The organism is Nostoc sp. (genome assembly GCF_036916735.1).
Classification (GTDB): Bacteria; Cyanobacteriota; Cyanobacteriia; order Cyanobacteriales; family Nostocaceae; genus Nostoc.
Genome location: NZ_JBALFV010000094.1, coordinates 71,376 through 87,346, shown reverse-complemented (window position 1 = coordinate 87,346; position 15,971 = coordinate 71,376). Strand labels below are relative to the sequence as shown.

The window sequence follows — 15,971 nt, the reverse complement described above, 5'->3', positions numbered from 1 at the left end:
CCCCATGCCCCATGCCCAATTCCAAATCCTTTTCAACCAAAATAACTGGGTTGGTTTCCAGGTTTCCATTTAATATTGCAACCAACACTCGGCTTTTGGTGGCTTGTAACGGGTTTATCAGCCAGCACTGCTTCAATGGCTGCGCGTAAATCTGCGCCTGTTACGGGTTTACCATTACTGGGGCGACTATCATCTAATTGTCCGCGATAAACAAGTTGGCGATCGCTATTAAATACAAAAAAATCAGGTGTGCAAGCTGCTGTGTACACCTTTGCCGTTTCCTGACTCTCGTCGTAGCATAAGGTAAAATTAAACCCTTGTTCTGTGGCAAATGCTTGTAACGACTCTGGCGCATCATCTGGGTAATTTTTTGCATCGTTAGCACTGATGGCAACGATCGCTAAATCACTTGTAAAATAATCTCTTCCTAATTGCACTAATTCTTGTTGAACGTGCTTCACAAATGGGCAATGCCGACAAATAAACATTACCAACAGCGCTTTTTTACCTGCAAAGGTGGAAAGTGAAGTTGCCTTTCCAGATACTACTTCCGGTAGATTAAAATCTGGTGCTTTTGTGCCTAGTGGCAACATAGTTGAAGCAGTTAAAGCCATAGTTTACCCAATATTTTTTCGCTGATAACGGCTTTTGCTATCAGTATATTTTTACTCTAGCATTAAAGTTTTCCATAAATTAAGAGACGGTAAATTTACCGTCTCTTAATTTTGCTGAGAGTTACGTTATAGGAATCAGTTTTTACAGACTTGTCAAAACACCAACAATGCCGTGTCCAGTCAATACTTCTAAAGCTATCAGAGAGACAAAACCAATCATTGCTAAACGACCATTGAGCAGTTCTGCAAAAGGAGTGAAGCCTGTACGATCGCCTTGCTCATCTATATAAACCCTTGGCTCGATCGCAAAGTTGTTCAGTTTGCCTTGGTCGTCAATTATAGCAGTGTTTGTACGCATGGATTTTTCCCTGTTTTTTCTTTATGTAAATAACTGTAACAAATTTATTAATATTTGTAAAGTATCTTAACCTGCTCAAGTAGAAGTCCCAGCCAGAGATATGATCGTGGATTGAGTTTAAAGCTATGTATAACAAACAGGCTCCGCTCCTTGTGCGTAAGCAATCTTAGTCACGGTAGTTTCTCATGGGGGAAACTTCCAAGACCCAACTACCTCACCAATCCATTCCCAAAAACTAATGCATCGATTTCGAGTAGAGGTTATTGCCAAAACACCAAACCCGCAGCAGGTGATTTATGCTGCGATGCACCAGGACTATACTGATGGGTTCGTGTTTGATGAGCGCGACTCCTGGCCCTCAGAGTCACAAAGCGGCGAAGTTATTGTTAAGCGACTTTTAGCGGGTGAGAGGGGACACTATGGGCCTCTAGAGCATCCCCAGATTGTTTTCAACTGTGGCTACTTTCCCCACAGTGTGATGCAGCAGGCGCGTACTCATCGTGTAGGCGTATCATTTGATGTTCAGTCTTTTAGATACACAGGCAACCAATTTATTAATGTAGTAGAAGGTCAGAAAGACATAGAAGATGTTTTTTACCTGCGTCCCGTTGGTTATTACACTGATAGACAAGGCAAAAAGTACCACTATTCACTAGAGCAACGAGCAGCAGATTTGGAGTGGTGTTTGGAAGCAGCTAAACGATATCAAGTTGATTTTGAAGCTGGGATGTCTGAAGAACATGCAAGAGGTAAAGTGCCTTTTGATTATCGCCAGCATTTTGTAGTTAGTTTCAATTTAAGGTCTTTCTTGCATTTTTGTGACTTGAGAAATAAGAAAGACGCTCAACTTGAAATTCAAAAGTTATGTGAAATGATGTGGCCTCATTTTGAAGATTGGGCACCTGCGATCGCACAATGGTATGAAAAGCAGCGTCTAGGTAAAGCAAGATTAGCACCTTAGATATTGGCGCCTCAGCCTCCTTATACTGTTATCCCCTTATGGCTACGCGTCTTGACATTTCGAATTTTGTGTTGGATTGAGAGCGATCGCTCCAACTCCTGCCTTAGAGATAGAATGTGATGAAGGTTTAGACTATCTCTAAATATAGTCATTTACAGGACGATGGATATTGAAAAAGTTCTATGCGATCGCGCTCCGATTTATTTCGTTTGATCCAGATCTTATGAGTGGTACTCCTGTGTTTGTTGAAACACGACTTCCATTGCAGACTTTTTTCGATTATCTAGAAGGTGAAGCCAGTTTAACTGATTAATTCTGTTTGATAGAGTAAGGTTACTAAATATAACAGTATAATATATGACAGGTTTTTAAGCTCGACAAAAAGATGAGTGTTATTCCGTTTATATTGGATGGTAGTAACAGAACTGTAGTGGAAACTGCGGAAGAGTATGAAAAAGCTGGTGGTCTTGAAGGAAACGTAATATTTATACAGAATCTTGATGCCAAACAAATTCGTAATACAGACTCTAGTAATGTAACTTACGATTTAAAAGTTGGCGATGAATATAGAGATCATAGAGAATCAGGTAAAACAGATTTATTAGATAATGGTAGAATATCTCTACAACCAGGATCTACTGTAATTATTGAGACGGCTGAAACTTTTAAATTACCTAAATCTAGATTTGGTCATATAGTTCCAAAAGTCTCTCTTTTACAAGATGGTTTATCTAATACCTCATCAAAAATAGATCCTGGATACGACGGAAAACTTTCCATCACAGTTTTCAATTTAGGCAAAAGAACCGTTCAACTTAAAAAAGGACAAGTATTTTGTACCCTTTACATACTTGATGTCCAACAGGGAGCTATTCCATATAAGAAACCTTCTAAAAGAATTGCTGGAAACACTAGAAAGGGTTTATTCAGTGAACTTAGAGATTTTATTGAGACAAATCAGACGTATTTTACTATTATCCTAACTATTGCAACTGTACTTTTAACACTAGTTCAAATTTTACAGCCTATTTTACAGCAACAAGCACTACAAACATCTCCCACACAAAACAGAGATAAAACTAAGTGATTCTTTCTCACCTAAATATATTTATTGCTATTAATTTAGTGTGACATTTACTGTAGCCCATAGCTTTTAAACAGTTTATTAAAAAGTTTAAATTAACCGTTTAAAAATTTTATAACTCAAATGTCTAATTTTGAAATTCAAACCCGAGCAATAGTGACTACATCTGGCTGGTCTTGATACTTTCCTTGACGTGCTTCATAATTTACATCACAAGGTGCTCCTTCCAAGAAGATTAACTGTACTATTCCTTCATTAGCGTAAATGCGGCAATCAGCGCTAGAAGCGTTAGATAACTCTAGTGTCAAGTAACCACGCCAAGCAGCTTCGGCTGGAGTTACATTTGCAATTATTCCACAACGAGCATAAGTACTCTTGCCTATACAAATTACTGTAATATTATCTGGTATTTCTAGCCTTTCAAGGGCAACTCCAAGCCCATAGGAGTGGGCTGGAAGAATAAAGTAGCTGCCGTTTACATCTGTGTGAAGTTTAGTTGATAGCAAGTTTTCAGGATTAAAGTTCTTGGGATCAACTACAGTTCCTGGAATATGCCTAAATATACGGAAATCTACTGGTGATAGGCGTATGTCATAGCCAAAGCTACCAAGACCAAACGAAATGACAGGTAGTTCCTCACTATGACGGATTAAACTTGGCTCAAAGGGCAATATCATACCCTTTTGAGCTTTTTCTTTAATCCAATTATCGTTTTTAATCACAGGTTCACAGACTAATTTACACGGAATTACGATATTAGCACAAACTGGGTATTTGGTGTTAAGGTCGATAACTCCGGCGGATTTCTGTAATTTGATCTGCTACATCTAAGAGAGATTTTGGCATCTCTGGCCCTGTGAGAATGATATCGACGTGGGGAGGGCGTTTGGCCAGAAACGCTAAAACTTCCGTTTCAGCAATTAAACCAAAGTTAATCGCTAAACTTAACTCATCTAAGACAACGAGAGAATACTTACTCTCACCCACTACCTGTTGTGTATACTGCCACAGCTTTTGTAAGGCTTGATTTTCCTTATCGTCTAAATGTGGTGTATCAATACAACGAGGCAAATCACAACGAATCCAATCTAAATTTTGTCCTAGTTGTATAGGTCGATCCTGTCCTTGACGAATACCTCCTTTGAGGAACTGCACTATTAATACTGGCGTTCCTTGCCCAGCTATCCTCAGTGCTTGAGCCATAACGCTCGTAAAAAAGTTGCGGTGGGAGCTAGTGAAAACTTGTACTAGCCCTTCCACTAGATATGGTAAGGTAAGGGGTGAATTTATACTTGGAGTTTCTAGTTGGGCAACCATAGGGTAAAGTTCAAAAAATTACAATAATTTAAATGTTTGTGCTGGCGGTACTTGTTACAAATCTGCCTGTATAATCTATCTGTTTTTTACAATTGTGGTAAATTTGGCAAATTGCATTCTTAGTCAAACACTAGGTTTGTGCTGAAGTCAAGAGTTCTGTTGATTTAGATTTTCGTCTTTTATATGAAAGGATTTGTAACAATGAAAACATTAAATTTACAGTTCCAATTATTTAAAAAAGCTAAGTAGAACGTCTGAAAATCGCTGAATGTTAGATTTATCGGTTGTTTGGGCAAAACAGACTTAGCAAGTAGTGAATTTGACAGGATGAGGAGTAAATTGTTGTGAGATTGGTGATTCTGGGAGGTTCAGGATCGGGTAAAAGCATTCAAGCACAAAGGCTTTGTAGATACTTTGATATTCCAATGATTTCTACAGGCGAGATTTTACGAGAAGCGATATCTGGCGATAAGCTCCTTTCGGAGTTGCAATGGTCGGAAGCTGACCCCCGGACTTCTCTTTCGGTTTACGCTAGCTTGAGTGAACTAGGTTACCACGCCCAGCCCTATATGCAAAAAGGGGAATTGGTTCCAGATGAAATGATCGTTGAATTGATCCAAATTCGCCTCAGACAACCAGATATTAACTACGATTGGGTCTTAGAGGGCTATCCCCGTACTGCCTTCCAAGCTGAAGAATTAGATTTTTTATTGGATAATTTAGAGCAAAAGCTAGATTGGGCAATTTATCTCCAAGTCCCAGAAGCTGTAATGGTTAGCCGATCCTTGGGGCGATCGCTACCAGATGACCAACCAGAAATCGTGCAACGCCGTGTAGAATTATTCTACGATCGCACCATTCCCATCCTAGAATATTACGACCGTCGTCGTCGCCTATTAACCATCAACGGCGACCAGTCACCAGATATGGTACTGCAAAATATTTTGACTTTGCTTTCAGTTCCTTAGAAGAGGGAATGGGGCAGGGGAAGCAGGGGAGACAAGAGTATAAGGGGACAATAAGAATAACTGTGCCCCAATCCTCAATCCCCAATCCCCAGTAACACTAAGGTAATCTTAAGGCAGTATTATAAAACTTGAGGCAACTCCAATGGCTTGGCAGCGTCCTGACGGTCGTCTTGCTTACGAACTACGTCCGATCAGCTTTTACCCCAATTTCACCCGCTTTGCCCCCGGTTCTGTTCTCGCAAGATGCGGTGATACTCAAGTCCTTTGTACTGTTAGCGTTAATAAGGGAGTTCCTAAGTTTCTCGAAGGAACTAGTAAAGGTTGGTTAACTGCTGAGTACCGGATGTTACCATCTGCTACTCAAAAACGGCAAGAAAGAGAATTATTGAAATTATCTGGACGGACGCAAGAAATTCAACGTTTAATTGGCCGTAGTTTACGCGCAGCAGTGGATTTTGAGGCGCTGGGAGAATACACGCTGACTGTGGATGCTGATGTGCTGCAAGCAGACGCTGGAACTCGAACAACAGCCATTACAGGCTCTTTTGTGGCGTTGGCTCATGCAATTTCTAAATTATTGGAAGAGGGCCTGCTGGAGCGATCGCCTCTGTGTGGACAAGTAGCAGCCGTTTCCGTAGGATTACTGTATGGAGAGCCATTTTTGGATCTGAATTATATCGAAGATGTGGCTGCAACAGTAGATTTTAACGTGGTGATGAATCAACACCTGGGAATCATTGAAGTGCAGGGAACAGCCGAAGAAGGCAGCTTTAGCCGGACTCAGTTGAATCAACTGCTAGATGTCGCCCAAAAAGGAATTCAGGAATTGTTAATCGCCCAGCGCGAAGCGATCACAGACTGGGAAACGCTGTTTGTGGCAGATTGATAATATGTCATTACCTAGTGCAAAATGAAGTGATTAATTAGTTTTATTAATTTTTAATAAGAATTAATAAATGTATCCTTTATGGCGTTAATCAACAAAGTATCAAGTAACTGGGTGTAAATAAAAATAATCATAAGAGCCATTAGTAGTTAGTACAACTGACTAGTGACAATTTACCGTTAAAGGTGATAAGCGTCTATGTTTTCCCAGCCTACCTAATCCATGATGTTAAATGTTTCAAAAGTTAAAAAGGAGGACTGTAATAAGTTCGGTATTGTATTGCCAGAAGCCAGCAATATAATGATGAAGCCATGAACAAAACCGTTGAAGTTTTACCGGATCAATCGGCGCTGGTTGCACGAGCGCTAGAATTAATTCTGTCGAAGTTAGAAACTGCCATTGAGCAACGGGGGCGGTTTAGCATCGCCTTATCTGGCGGCAGCACACCTAAACCGTTATACGAAGCGATCGCTAATCAAAAACTGCCTTGGGATAAAATTCATATATTCTGGGGAGATGAGCGTTACGTACCACCAGATCACCCCGATAGCAATGAACTGATGACGCGTCGGGCGTGGCTAGATCATGTTGATATCCCGGCAGCTAACATTCATGCTGTACCAACCTTGGAAGCGAATCCAGAAGTGGCTGCTGCTAAGTATGAACAACAGCTTAAAGAATTTTTCAATTCTTCTGGAGTGGAGTTTCCCTCGTTGGATGTAATATTGTTAGGAATGGGTGATGATGCACATACCGCATCTTTGTTTCCCCACACAGAAGCTCTCAAAGTACGCGATCGCCTAGTTACCGTGGGTAACAAAGACGAAAACCCCAGGATAAGTTTCACATACCCCTTCATCAACGCTGCGAGCAGCGTGATTTTTCTGGTTGCTGGTGCTAATAAACGACCAGCTTTGGCGCAAGTCTTTGCACCTGTAGCCGATGACTTCACTTACCCATCCCGCTTAATTCGGCCCCAAGGAGAACTTTGGTGGCTGCTAGATGCGGCAGCAGGTTTGGAACTTCAACATTAAACTTAGGAATTAGGCATTGGGCAAAGAGGCAAAGGGGCGGGGTGCAGGGTGCAAGGGGGAGAATGAAATTTACCTCTTTCCCCTCGTCTGCTCCCTGCCCCCTGCCCCCTGTGTAAGAGTGTCCAATTCATCGTTCCATCAGCAGTAATTGCTAAAATCTAAAGCTAGGGCCGCCCTCTGCTTGCCAGTCCTACCTATATTTATGATGATCTTGAACAAAGGCTAAATATTGATGATCGTCTGCCCTAATTGCAATCATCCCAACCCTGATGGCGCTGTCCAGTGTGAAGCTTGCTATACACCGTTACCTGCGACTACTAACTGTCCCAGTTGTAGGGCAACTGTGCAGGCAGATGCTGCATTCTGTGGTCAGTGTGGCTATAACCTTCACTCTGCAGGAGTTCCACACGTTCATCCTACGGCAGTTGTAACAGTTACTCCTAATGTTCCTGTGGAAGTACCGCCGTTAGTTCCACCTGATCCCCTGCTAGAACTTTTACAACCAGATGCTTTGGGAATAAGTGGTTCTACTAACTCCCATCCCCCCGTCTCATCTTTACCTGCAACAGAGGTGGCAGCTTTGCCAGAGGTACCTGTGGCAGAAAGCAGCCCTCCAGAACCAGCGCCAACGATCGCAGCTCAACCCGTAGTCTCTGGACAAACTATTCCTACTCCACCACCGTTGGAACCAGCGCCAGCCCCTGAAGCTGAAGTACAAGAGCCACCAGCAGCACTAGCACCAACTGCAACTGTCGCCAGAACGCAATTGCAGCAGATTACAGCACGGTTAATCCACGTTCAAAGCGATCGCTTAATTGAATTGCCGCAAAATCTCTCTGTGGTTCATATCGGCAAGCCCAATGACCGGATTCCCCCAGATATAGATGTTTCAGGATTTGCCAATTCAGAAATTGTCTCGCGGATTCATGCAGATATTCGTGTCGAGGGAGATGCTCATTATGTAGAGGATGTAGGAAGCTCCAATGGCACTTACATTAATAATTTGCCACTTTTACCAGGGAATCGTCATCGCTTGCGACCAGGCGATCGCATCAGCTTGGGTAAAGGAGACTTAATGACATTCCTCTTTCAACTTGCTTAACTGATTCTCGATCAATTGTGACATCAGTCTTGCGAATTTCAGATTTTGAATTTTGGATTTTAGATTGAAAAATAATCTAAAATCCAAAATTGAATGCCCCACGAATTAATCGGGGGATAATCTAAAATCTAAAATCTAAAATCTAAAATCTAAAATCTAAAATCTAAAATTGAGTGACTTATGAGGGAATCAAGCAAAAATTTTGAACCCTTGCTTACCAGAGAAGCCCCGCCAGTTGTTGAACGCATGGGGCTAACCTGGCTAGTTGCAGCAGCGATCGCAACTGCTTTACTGTGGCAAATACCAGGAGGGGATTATATCTTATACCCATTTACGATCTTGGCAACTTGGTTTCATGAAATGGGTCACGGCTTAATGGCACTCCTATTAGGGGGACAGTTTCAGAAATTGCAGATTTTTAGCAATGGTTCCGGTGTCGCAACTTATCGCATCCAGTCGTCATTGGCCCCAATTGGCCCGGCAATAGTCGCAGCCGCAGGCCCAATGGGGCCGCCTCTTGCCGGTGCAGGTTTGATTCTAGCTTCCCGCAGTTTTACATCAACAACCCTCTGTTTAAAAATATTAGGAAGTTTTTTGCTATTTTCCACATTAATTTGGGTACGTTCCTGGTTTGGATTGGTGGCAATTCCCTTGCTGGGTTTAATAATCTTGGGTATCGCCCTGAAAGCACCTCGTTGGGCACAAGGGTTTGTCATTCAATTTCTGGGTGTACAAGCTTGTGTGAGTACATACCATCAACTTGATTATCTATTTAGTAGTTCTGCTGGTCCCCTTGGACTTTCTGATACAGCGCAAATGCAGCGATATTTGCTTTTACCTTACTGGTTTTGGGGCGGGTTAATGGCGATCGCATCTTTGGTGATTTTAGTCCAAAGTCTCCGCGTTGCCTATCGTTCGGAGTAATGAGTAAGAAGCACCATCAAAAGGCAATTGAATCTTTAGCTCAAAGAATTACTGAACATCAAGAAAAGATTAGACTTGAATCAGAGAAGAGTTTTCCTGACGAAGGTTTGATTAAGCATTGGAAAAAGAGATTCGTGCTTTTGACAAGGCAATCCAACAAGCGCGTAAAAGATTAGGACAATAAAAATGCAGATTAGCGATCGCCCTCTTGCAGTCACGAATTCAACCCTCAGTACCTTGATTGCTGAATTAGGTACAGAGTGCCTGAGAGTACAAGCCTTAATTAACCAGTTACAGTTACCTAGTTTAACTGCTAACCAACAAGCTGAAATTCTCGCACAACTCCTAGCTGCTGCGGTTCATCTGCATAATCATTGTGACGAAGATTTTCAGACACTAATTACTGAGGAAATGGAGAATTTGCCTGATGATCGGGATTGACTAGTGATTTTGGTCCAAAGTTATTGCGATCGCCAAGCATTACCTAAGCTGACACTTGAGCGCGAATTTCATTAACACAAGCACGACCCTTTTCAATATCAGCAATATTAGCAAAAGTTGTTTCTGCAATATTGTGGAGAGCTTCTGCTGTAAAAAAGGCTTGATGTCCGGTAATGAGTACATTGGGGAACGTCGTCAGACGCTGGAAAATATCATCTTGAATAATTGCACCAGACAAATCCTCAAAGAACAATTCCGATTCTTGTTCGTAGACATCCACACCTAGATAGCCAATCTTACCAGACTTCAATCCCTCAATCACTGCTTGGGTATCTATCAGCGCTCCTCGGCTAGTATTAATTAGCATCACACCTGGCTTAATCTGTTCTATAGCCTCAGCGTTAATCAAGTGATGCGTTTCCAGAGTCAGAGGGCAATGTAAGGAGATAATATCCGAGTTGGCAAATAGCTCAGGTAGCTCAACATACTTTCCACCTAGCGCCTCCAATTCTGGATTGCGATAAACGTCATAGGCGAGTATATGACAGCCAAACCCCTTCATAATCTGTCCTAAAATCAGACCGATTTTGCCGGTGCCGACAATCCCCACTGTGCGCTCATGCAAATTAAATCCTAACAGTCCATCTAGGGAAAAATTGCCTTCTCGGACACGGTTATAGGCCCGATGGATTTTGCGATTCAGGCTTAAAATCAATCCCACAGCATGTTCTGCTACCCCATAAGGTGAATAGGCGGGAACACGCACAACGGTAATTCCTAAGTCTGCTGCGGCTTGTAAGTCTACATTGTTAAACCCTGCACAACGGAGAACAACCAGCCGAGTTCCCCGTGAGGCGAGAAGTTTTAAAGTTGGCGCGTCAACTTGGTCATGCACAAATACGCAAACTGCCGGAAATCCGGCAGCGAGGATAGCTGTATCCCGATTTAAACGAGGTTCAAAAAACACTAACTCGTGTTGAGTGGGAGAATTTGCAGCTGACAAAAACTTCCGATCATAGACTTTTGTACTGAAGACTGCTACTTTCATGCAAAACCTCAAACTGTATGCTGCACAATGTTCGACTACATAATACCTTGGCAGTTACAGAAGCGATGTCTACGACGAGCCTAGCTGCGGCATCTTTGAACATTGTCAATTTTATCGGTGAGTACTAAACTTAGACCTTTCACTTAAAAATCAAGTGTTAATCATGCTTCATACTCAATAAGTAATTAAGGTATATTACTAATTTTTGGCTGCTCGAAGTAGCCATACATCACTTGAGAAACTTGACGAATAAAATCCCTAGCTCTAATGTCATTATTCGGTCTTCGCACGAAAATTCCTGCTAAATAACGCTTACCTGATGGCGTTTCAATGATACCCGCATCACCTAGTACAAACCGCAGAGTACCTGTTTTATGGGCAATATTTGCACCATAACCTAAGCCAGATGGAAGCAAACTTTTATTGTGACAACGAATCATAATACCTAAAACTTGGGATTGACTTATATTAGAAATTAACTGATTATTTGTAATCAAAGCTGACAGTCTTACCAAGTCTTTTGCACTAGTTTTATTAGTTCCTTGAAAATCTCCTAACATATTGTGAATTACAGTGCTTTGCAACCCCCAGCTGCGAAACTTTTGATTTAATTTAGATGTACCGCCTAAACGGTCGATAATCATATTTGTAGCAGTGTTATCGCTAATAGTCATCATCTTGGTTGCAGTTTGCAAGAGACTAAGCTTAGTTCCCACTCGTTGATACTGCATATCTCCAGAACCGCCAGTGACATGCTTCCGGCGCATCACCAAAGTTTCGCCTAGTTTGATTCTCCCTGCATCTACTTCTTGAAACAAAGCAATCAAAATTGGATACTTAATTGTGCTAGCAGCAGAAAAAGCTTTATCACCATTAACACTAAAATAATCCCCTGTTTCTAAGTCCATAAAAAAGATTCCGGGAGTGAGGAATCTATAGCGAGCTATTAATGCTTTAATAGGAATTTTTAGTTCTGATATCTCGCGTCCTAAAGGAACTATGCCAGTAAAGTTAGAAGTATTTATTGGTTTAACAGGATCGCTTAGAGGAACCGGAGGAATAAATTTAAGTTTTGGTAGTTGTAAATTATATTGATTTGCGCTCCAGTTATTTGCGTTGCCAACTTGATTCGTATTGGGATTCGCTTTTACTGGGGACGATAGTAAAAGAATACTTGTAAGGCTCAGTAAGAACCAGCGTAGTTTCATGCAGTGGTGTGAGGATGTGTTGGATTTATTTACAGAGATTTTCCGAAGAAGTTAATCAAATCCGGATTGATTGACATATTAATCATTAAGATATCCGATGTCAAGAGATATTAATAAGAGATTGTCTTAAATATTGTCAATAATAATTTTGATAAAAAAGTACAAAGTAGGATATAGAAAACATGCTTATCTTACATAAACTATTTATGTAATTATACAAACACGAAGAGATGATGATTGCGTTTGTAATTTTTATAGCAATGATTTATACATGGTAATTATAATAAAAAAAGCATCCGCAGTGGAAGCAATTAAAAAGTAAAAACTGAAGACTACAAAACGACTAATAGTCATTGGCTATTGAGGATTTTCTACTGTTCTAAAATTTATACATAAGACTTACCTGCATCAGGTTGAGTGTTTGTTTCAGGAGTCATCTTGGTTAACCTGATGAATAGATAACGGTAAATCGCCAAATAGATAGGACATCTCTGGATGTCATTGATTCGCTGGGTAGTTGGGGCAACCGCGATCGCAGGAAATGTCTTGAGCTTAGACGTTGGCGTTCCCAAAGCATCCCGTTACGCAGATAAAACGATAATGTTATAGTAGTATAGGAAATATGGTAAAATTTACCTTACTTCACGGCATTTGAATACTCAAGTGTGTGAATGATATAGCTGGAGAGGTGTCCGAGCGGTTCATGGTGACGCACTCGAAATGCGTTTTGGGGAAACCCAACGGGGGTTCGAATCCCCCCCTCTCCGTTTAAAATGATTGTCGAAGAACTAGACAAACAGATGATATTTGGCTTTATTTACGGTATGTATGTATATTTGCAAGTAAGGGCACACAATCTGCTCCCCTAAATATATATGTAACGGATGTTGTGTGAAGCGAGACTATATTTCCGTATTTACTTCCTCACATATTGTCCAAACTACATTAAAATATACACAGAATCTACAAATTTTTGGTATACACTAATGCCATCGTGTGAGGAGTGAACGATGGCAAATCCCAGCATGAGGAAAGTGCCCTCATTTATTTTTATCAGTGTCTGTTTATATCTAGGTATTAGTATAGGAGTCGTTATCCGGCTTGGGCAATCACAGCGATTAAACGCTGCGACTACACCTACTGAACCTGTATCATTACAATTAGCTATTCCTATTACCCCATCAATAACAGAAGGAAAAACCTTTCCAGATACTATTACTATCAAAGCCGTTGGAGATATTATTCCCGGCACTAATTTTCCTAACTATAGATTACCCCAGTTTCGAGATCAATTATTACCAAAATCAGTGAGAACTTACTTGCAAGGATCTGATATCTTGTTTGGTAACTTTGAAAGTAGCTTAACTAATTATCCCTACACTGCCAAAGATATTAGTCGGGGACAAGTCTTTGCTTTTCGCTCCCCACCTGGATATGCTCGGCTATTTGCTGAGGCTGGTTTTAATGTGTTTAATATGGCGAATAACCATGCAATGGACTTCGGCCCGGTAGGGTTCAAAGATACAAAGAAAAATCTTGAGGCTGTGGGTATTGCAACATTAGGTCATAAAAATCAAATTCTTTATCTGCAAGCTAACAATATCCCTGTGGCAATGGTCGGGTTTTCTCCTTATGAAATGTATAATTCTATCAATAATTTAGGAGCAGCCCAAGCACTTATAGCCAAAGCGAAAAACAAGGCTAAAATTGTAATAGTATCGATGCACGCTGGAGCCGAAGGAACGGGGGCACTACATGTTAAGAATCAGACAGAGTTTTTTTATGGAGAAAACCGAGGGAATTCGATCAAATTTGCTCGAAACATGATTGATGCAGGAGCAGATTTAGTACTAGGACATGGCCCTCATGTTCCGAGAGCGATGGAAATTTATAAGGGAAAAATCATCGCCTATTCTTTAGGAAACTTTCTGGGATATCGAACTTTATCTACAAATGCCCAGACGGGTGATTCTATGATTTTAGAAGTTAAACTTAACTCTGCGGGAAATTTGGTATCAAGTAAAATTATCCCCGTGCGGATGAATGGGCAGGGAATCCCTCAAATTGATCGGTATTTTAAAACTGTAAAACTTATGCGTTCTTTGAATAATCAAGCTTTTCCCAAAAACCCGGTGAAGATTAATAAGAAAGGAGAAGTTGTTGTACAGAAGAGTAAGTAAGCCATTTAGCTAAAGATGAAACAAGAAAGAAAAAACTGCTCTTGTATTGGCAAGAGGCGTTAAATTTTAGATTGAAAAAAAAATCTAAAATCTAAAATCTAAATTTTACTAATTATTGTCATCTTGTAGCTTTTCCTGAGATTTCTGATCATTCTGAGGTTGACTATCAATCGGTGTATTTTGCTTTTCCACTGTTGGTACTACTACAGCAGAAGGATCTGAATGTTTGGATTCTGTCCGTGGTGCTGTTGGTATAACCACAGGATTTGATGGAATCACTAGTTGAGGAGAAGCAGAATTCTGATTGGAGGCGGGTGAGCTATTTTTTGGCAATGGTCTAGGGGAAGCACTACGAGATGAACGAATAGCCCGTAGTTTTTCGACTAGCGAGGGCGTAGGAGAAATGCTAGGTGAAGGTGCCGATTGCTCAAGATTGCCGCGTTGTGATTTTTGTGTAGGGCTGCTGGGTGTTTCTTCTGGGGAAGAACGACGATTACGTCGGCGCTGCTTGGAATTAGAAACAGGTGCTGATTCGGTTTTTGAGGTGGTGTTAGTTTCTTCACGACTCTCTAAGTTAGGAACTTTCGCAGGTGGTTCTTGAGTTGGCTGTTCAAAAAGCGGTTTTGCAGTTGGCTGGGGCTGAGATTTGGGTAAGATGCTAGTGATGCCAAAACCTGCTGTAGCAGCGACCAGGGCTACACCTATACCTATGAATATTTGAGATGATCCTAGTTTTTTTGCCAGTACATTTTCTTTGGCGATGCCTGGGTTGGGGTACGCTAATGCAGATAGTTTATCAAGGCGATTTTGGGCAGTTTTTCCAAGTAAAGTTACTGCCTGCTGGGCAGATAAATTGATAGTTGGCACTGCATAAGTGGATAAGCCTTGCGGTGTCATATTCACCCCATTTCCAGGTAGCAGTTGTAACCACTCAGCAACTGTAGCTGGCCGAAAACGAGACTCCACCGCCATACCACGCATTACGGCCTGGTTGACAGCAGCACTCAAGTGTGGTTGCAGTTCGCGGGGGGAAGGCATCTGCTCGCGATCGCGCAATAATGCGGGCATAGGAACTTGGGCTGTCAACAGTGCATATAAGGTTGCTGCTAAACCATAAACATCCGTGGCCGGTGTGCGCGGCGCTTGCGTCAAATACTGCTCAATTGGAGAATAACCCTCAGAAACCAGACCCGTGTGAGTCTGCCTGACACTGCCATTAAATTCTCTAGCAATACCAAAATCAATCAGTACTACTTCTTGAGTTCCTTCACGAAGAATAATATTATCTGGTTTGACATCTCGATGTAACAAACCATTATTATGCACTACCTGCAAGGCTGCGCCAATTTGCCGGATGTAATGAATTGCTGTGGCTTCAGGCAACGGTATCCCTGGTAATACAAATGCGTCTCCCAAGGTTTCGCCCGGAATGTATTCCATCACCATGTAAGGCAGTCCAGCTTCAACAAAAAAATCGCTAACTCGGACTATATTTGGGTGAATACACGTAGCTAATCGTCTGGCTTCATCTTGGAATTGGCGCTCAAATTTTGCAAAATCAGGATGTTGTCGCAACCGTTCATTGATGGTTTTCATCACCACCTCATGACCTAAGTAGTGATGCGTAGCTTTAAACGTAATGCCAAAGCCACCCCGCCCTATTTCTTGAATTAGGGTATATTTTCCATCCTGCAAAATTGTGCCTGCTAACATAGAGAGTCCTGAGTCTTGAGTGAGCAGATAACTAGCGAGTCCTGAGTCTTGAGAGATTTCCAAAAATTTTCCCATATTTTCTTAGAGGGCAGAGTTTTGCCTGTCTATCTTACGGGATGATTTAGTTGTTGGA

General features: G+C 41.4%; 17 protein-coding genes and 1 tRNA gene. 11 read left to right on the top strand and 7 right to left on the bottom strand.

The features are described 5' to 3' along the window. Positions 1-32: 32 nt before the first annotated feature. Both V7L20_RS20630 and V7L20_RS20625 read right to left on the bottom strand, forming a co-directional pair. A complete protein-coding gene (locus V7L20_RS20630) occupies positions 33-614 on the bottom strand; it encodes a thioredoxin family protein (RefSeq protein WP_334745879.1) in 582 nt (193 codons plus the stop codon). Positions 615-756: 142 nt separating this feature from the next. Further along, the gene (locus V7L20_RS20625; RefSeq protein ID WP_273764267.1) at positions 757-972 is read right to left on the bottom strand and encodes a chlorophyll a/b-binding protein; all 216 of its coding nucleotides are present in this window, start codon (positions 970-972) and stop codon (positions 757-759) included. A 238-nt stretch (positions 973-1,210) separates the two neighbouring features. On the opposite strand from V7L20_RS20625, the gene thyX reads away from it, so the two are divergent. The 3 genes from thyX to V7L20_RS20610 all read left to right on the top strand — a co-directional run bounded on the left by thyX (position 1,211) and on the right by V7L20_RS20610 (position 3,020). Further along, on the top strand, positions 1,211-1,933 hold the full coding sequence (gene thyX, locus V7L20_RS20620; protein ID WP_334745878.1) for an FAD-dependent thymidylate synthase: 723 nt from the start codon (positions 1,211-1,213) through the stop codon (positions 1,931-1,933). A gap of 169 nt (positions 1,934-2,102) precedes the next feature. Continuing rightward, positions 2,103-2,246, top strand: a complete 144-nt coding sequence (locus V7L20_RS20615) for a DUF433 domain-containing protein (protein WP_334745877.1) — start codon at positions 2,103-2,105, stop codon at positions 2,244-2,246. Positions 2,247-2,318: 72 nt separating this feature from the next. Then, on the top strand, positions 2,319-3,020 hold the full coding sequence (locus tag V7L20_RS20610; RefSeq protein WP_334745876.1) for a dCTP deaminase domain-containing protein: 702 nt from the start codon (positions 2,319-2,321) through the stop codon (positions 3,018-3,020). 137 nt (positions 3,021-3,157) lie between these two features. Here V7L20_RS20610 and dcd read toward each other — a convergent pair whose 3' ends face one another. Beyond that, complete coding sequence (gene dcd / locus V7L20_RS20605) at positions 3,158-3,739, bottom strand: dCTP deaminase (protein ID WP_334745875.1); 582 nt, start codon at positions 3,737-3,739, stop codon at positions 3,158-3,160. Between the two features lie 58 nt (positions 3,740-3,797). Then, positions 3,798-4,334, bottom strand: a complete 537-nt coding sequence (locus V7L20_RS20600) for a P-loop NTPase family protein (protein WP_334745874.1) — start codon at positions 4,332-4,334, stop codon at positions 3,798-3,800. A gap of 344 nt (positions 4,335-4,678) precedes the next feature. Here V7L20_RS20600 and V7L20_RS20595 point away from each other — a divergent pair, with 344 nt between their 5' ends. The 6 genes from V7L20_RS20595 (at position 4,679) to V7L20_RS20570 (ending at position 9,689) form a co-directional block, all read left to right on the top strand. Continuing rightward, on the top strand, positions 4,679-5,302 hold the full coding sequence (locus V7L20_RS20595) for an adenylate kinase family protein (protein ID WP_334745873.1): 624 nt from the start codon (positions 4,679-4,681) through the stop codon (positions 5,300-5,302). Between the two features lie 142 nt (positions 5,303-5,444). Beyond that, positions 5,445-6,188, top strand: a complete 744-nt coding sequence (gene rph / locus V7L20_RS20590) for a ribonuclease PH (protein ID WP_334745872.1) — start codon at positions 5,445-5,447, stop codon at positions 6,186-6,188. Between the two features lie 311 nt (positions 6,189-6,499). Then, on the top strand, positions 6,500-7,222 hold the full coding sequence (gene pgl, locus V7L20_RS20585; protein ID WP_334745871.1) for a 6-phosphogluconolactonase: 723 nt from the start codon (positions 6,500-6,502) through the stop codon (positions 7,220-7,222). A gap of 232 nt (positions 7,223-7,454) precedes the next feature. Then, complete coding sequence (locus V7L20_RS20580; RefSeq protein ID WP_334745870.1) at positions 7,455-8,324, top strand: FHA domain-containing protein; 870 nt, start codon at positions 7,455-7,457, stop codon at positions 8,322-8,324. A 180-nt stretch (positions 8,325-8,504) separates the two neighbouring features. Beyond that, complete coding sequence (locus tag V7L20_RS20575; protein ID WP_334745869.1) at positions 8,505-9,248, top strand: M50 family metallopeptidase; 744 nt, start codon at positions 8,505-8,507, stop codon at positions 9,246-9,248. Positions 9,249-9,434: 186 nt separating this feature from the next. Then, positions 9,435-9,689: a hypothetical protein gene (locus V7L20_RS20570; protein ID WP_334745868.1), complete on the top strand. Its 255-nt coding sequence runs from the start codon at positions 9,435-9,437 to the stop codon at positions 9,687-9,689. A 43-nt stretch (positions 9,690-9,732) separates the two neighbouring features. Here the strand turns inward: V7L20_RS20570 and V7L20_RS20565 are convergent, their stop codons facing one another. Next, on the bottom strand, positions 9,733-10,737 hold the full coding sequence (locus V7L20_RS20565; RefSeq protein WP_334745867.1) for a 2-hydroxyacid dehydrogenase: 1,005 nt from the start codon (positions 10,735-10,737) through the stop codon (positions 9,733-9,735). A 185-nt stretch (positions 10,738-10,922) separates the two neighbouring features. After that, entirely contained in the window at positions 10,923-11,945 is a 1,023-nt protein-coding gene (locus tag V7L20_RS20560) for a serine hydrolase (protein WP_334745866.1), read from the bottom strand. Between the two features lie 682 nt (positions 11,946-12,627). Here V7L20_RS20560 and V7L20_RS20555 point away from each other — a divergent pair. Then, positions 12,628-12,712, top strand: a tRNA-Ser gene (locus tag V7L20_RS20555). A 243-nt stretch (positions 12,713-12,955) separates the two neighbouring features. Then, positions 12,956-14,125, top strand: coding sequence for a CapA family protein (locus V7L20_RS20550; RefSeq protein ID WP_334745865.1), 1,170 nt, complete (start codon positions 12,956-12,958; stop codon positions 14,123-14,125). A gap of 108 nt (positions 14,126-14,233) precedes the next feature. Here V7L20_RS20550 and V7L20_RS20545 read toward each other — a convergent pair whose 3' ends face one another. Then, a complete protein-coding gene (locus V7L20_RS20545; protein WP_334746024.1) occupies positions 14,234-15,838 on the bottom strand; it encodes a serine/threonine protein kinase in 1,605 nt (534 codons plus the stop codon). Positions 15,839-15,971: the final 133 nt, after the last annotated feature.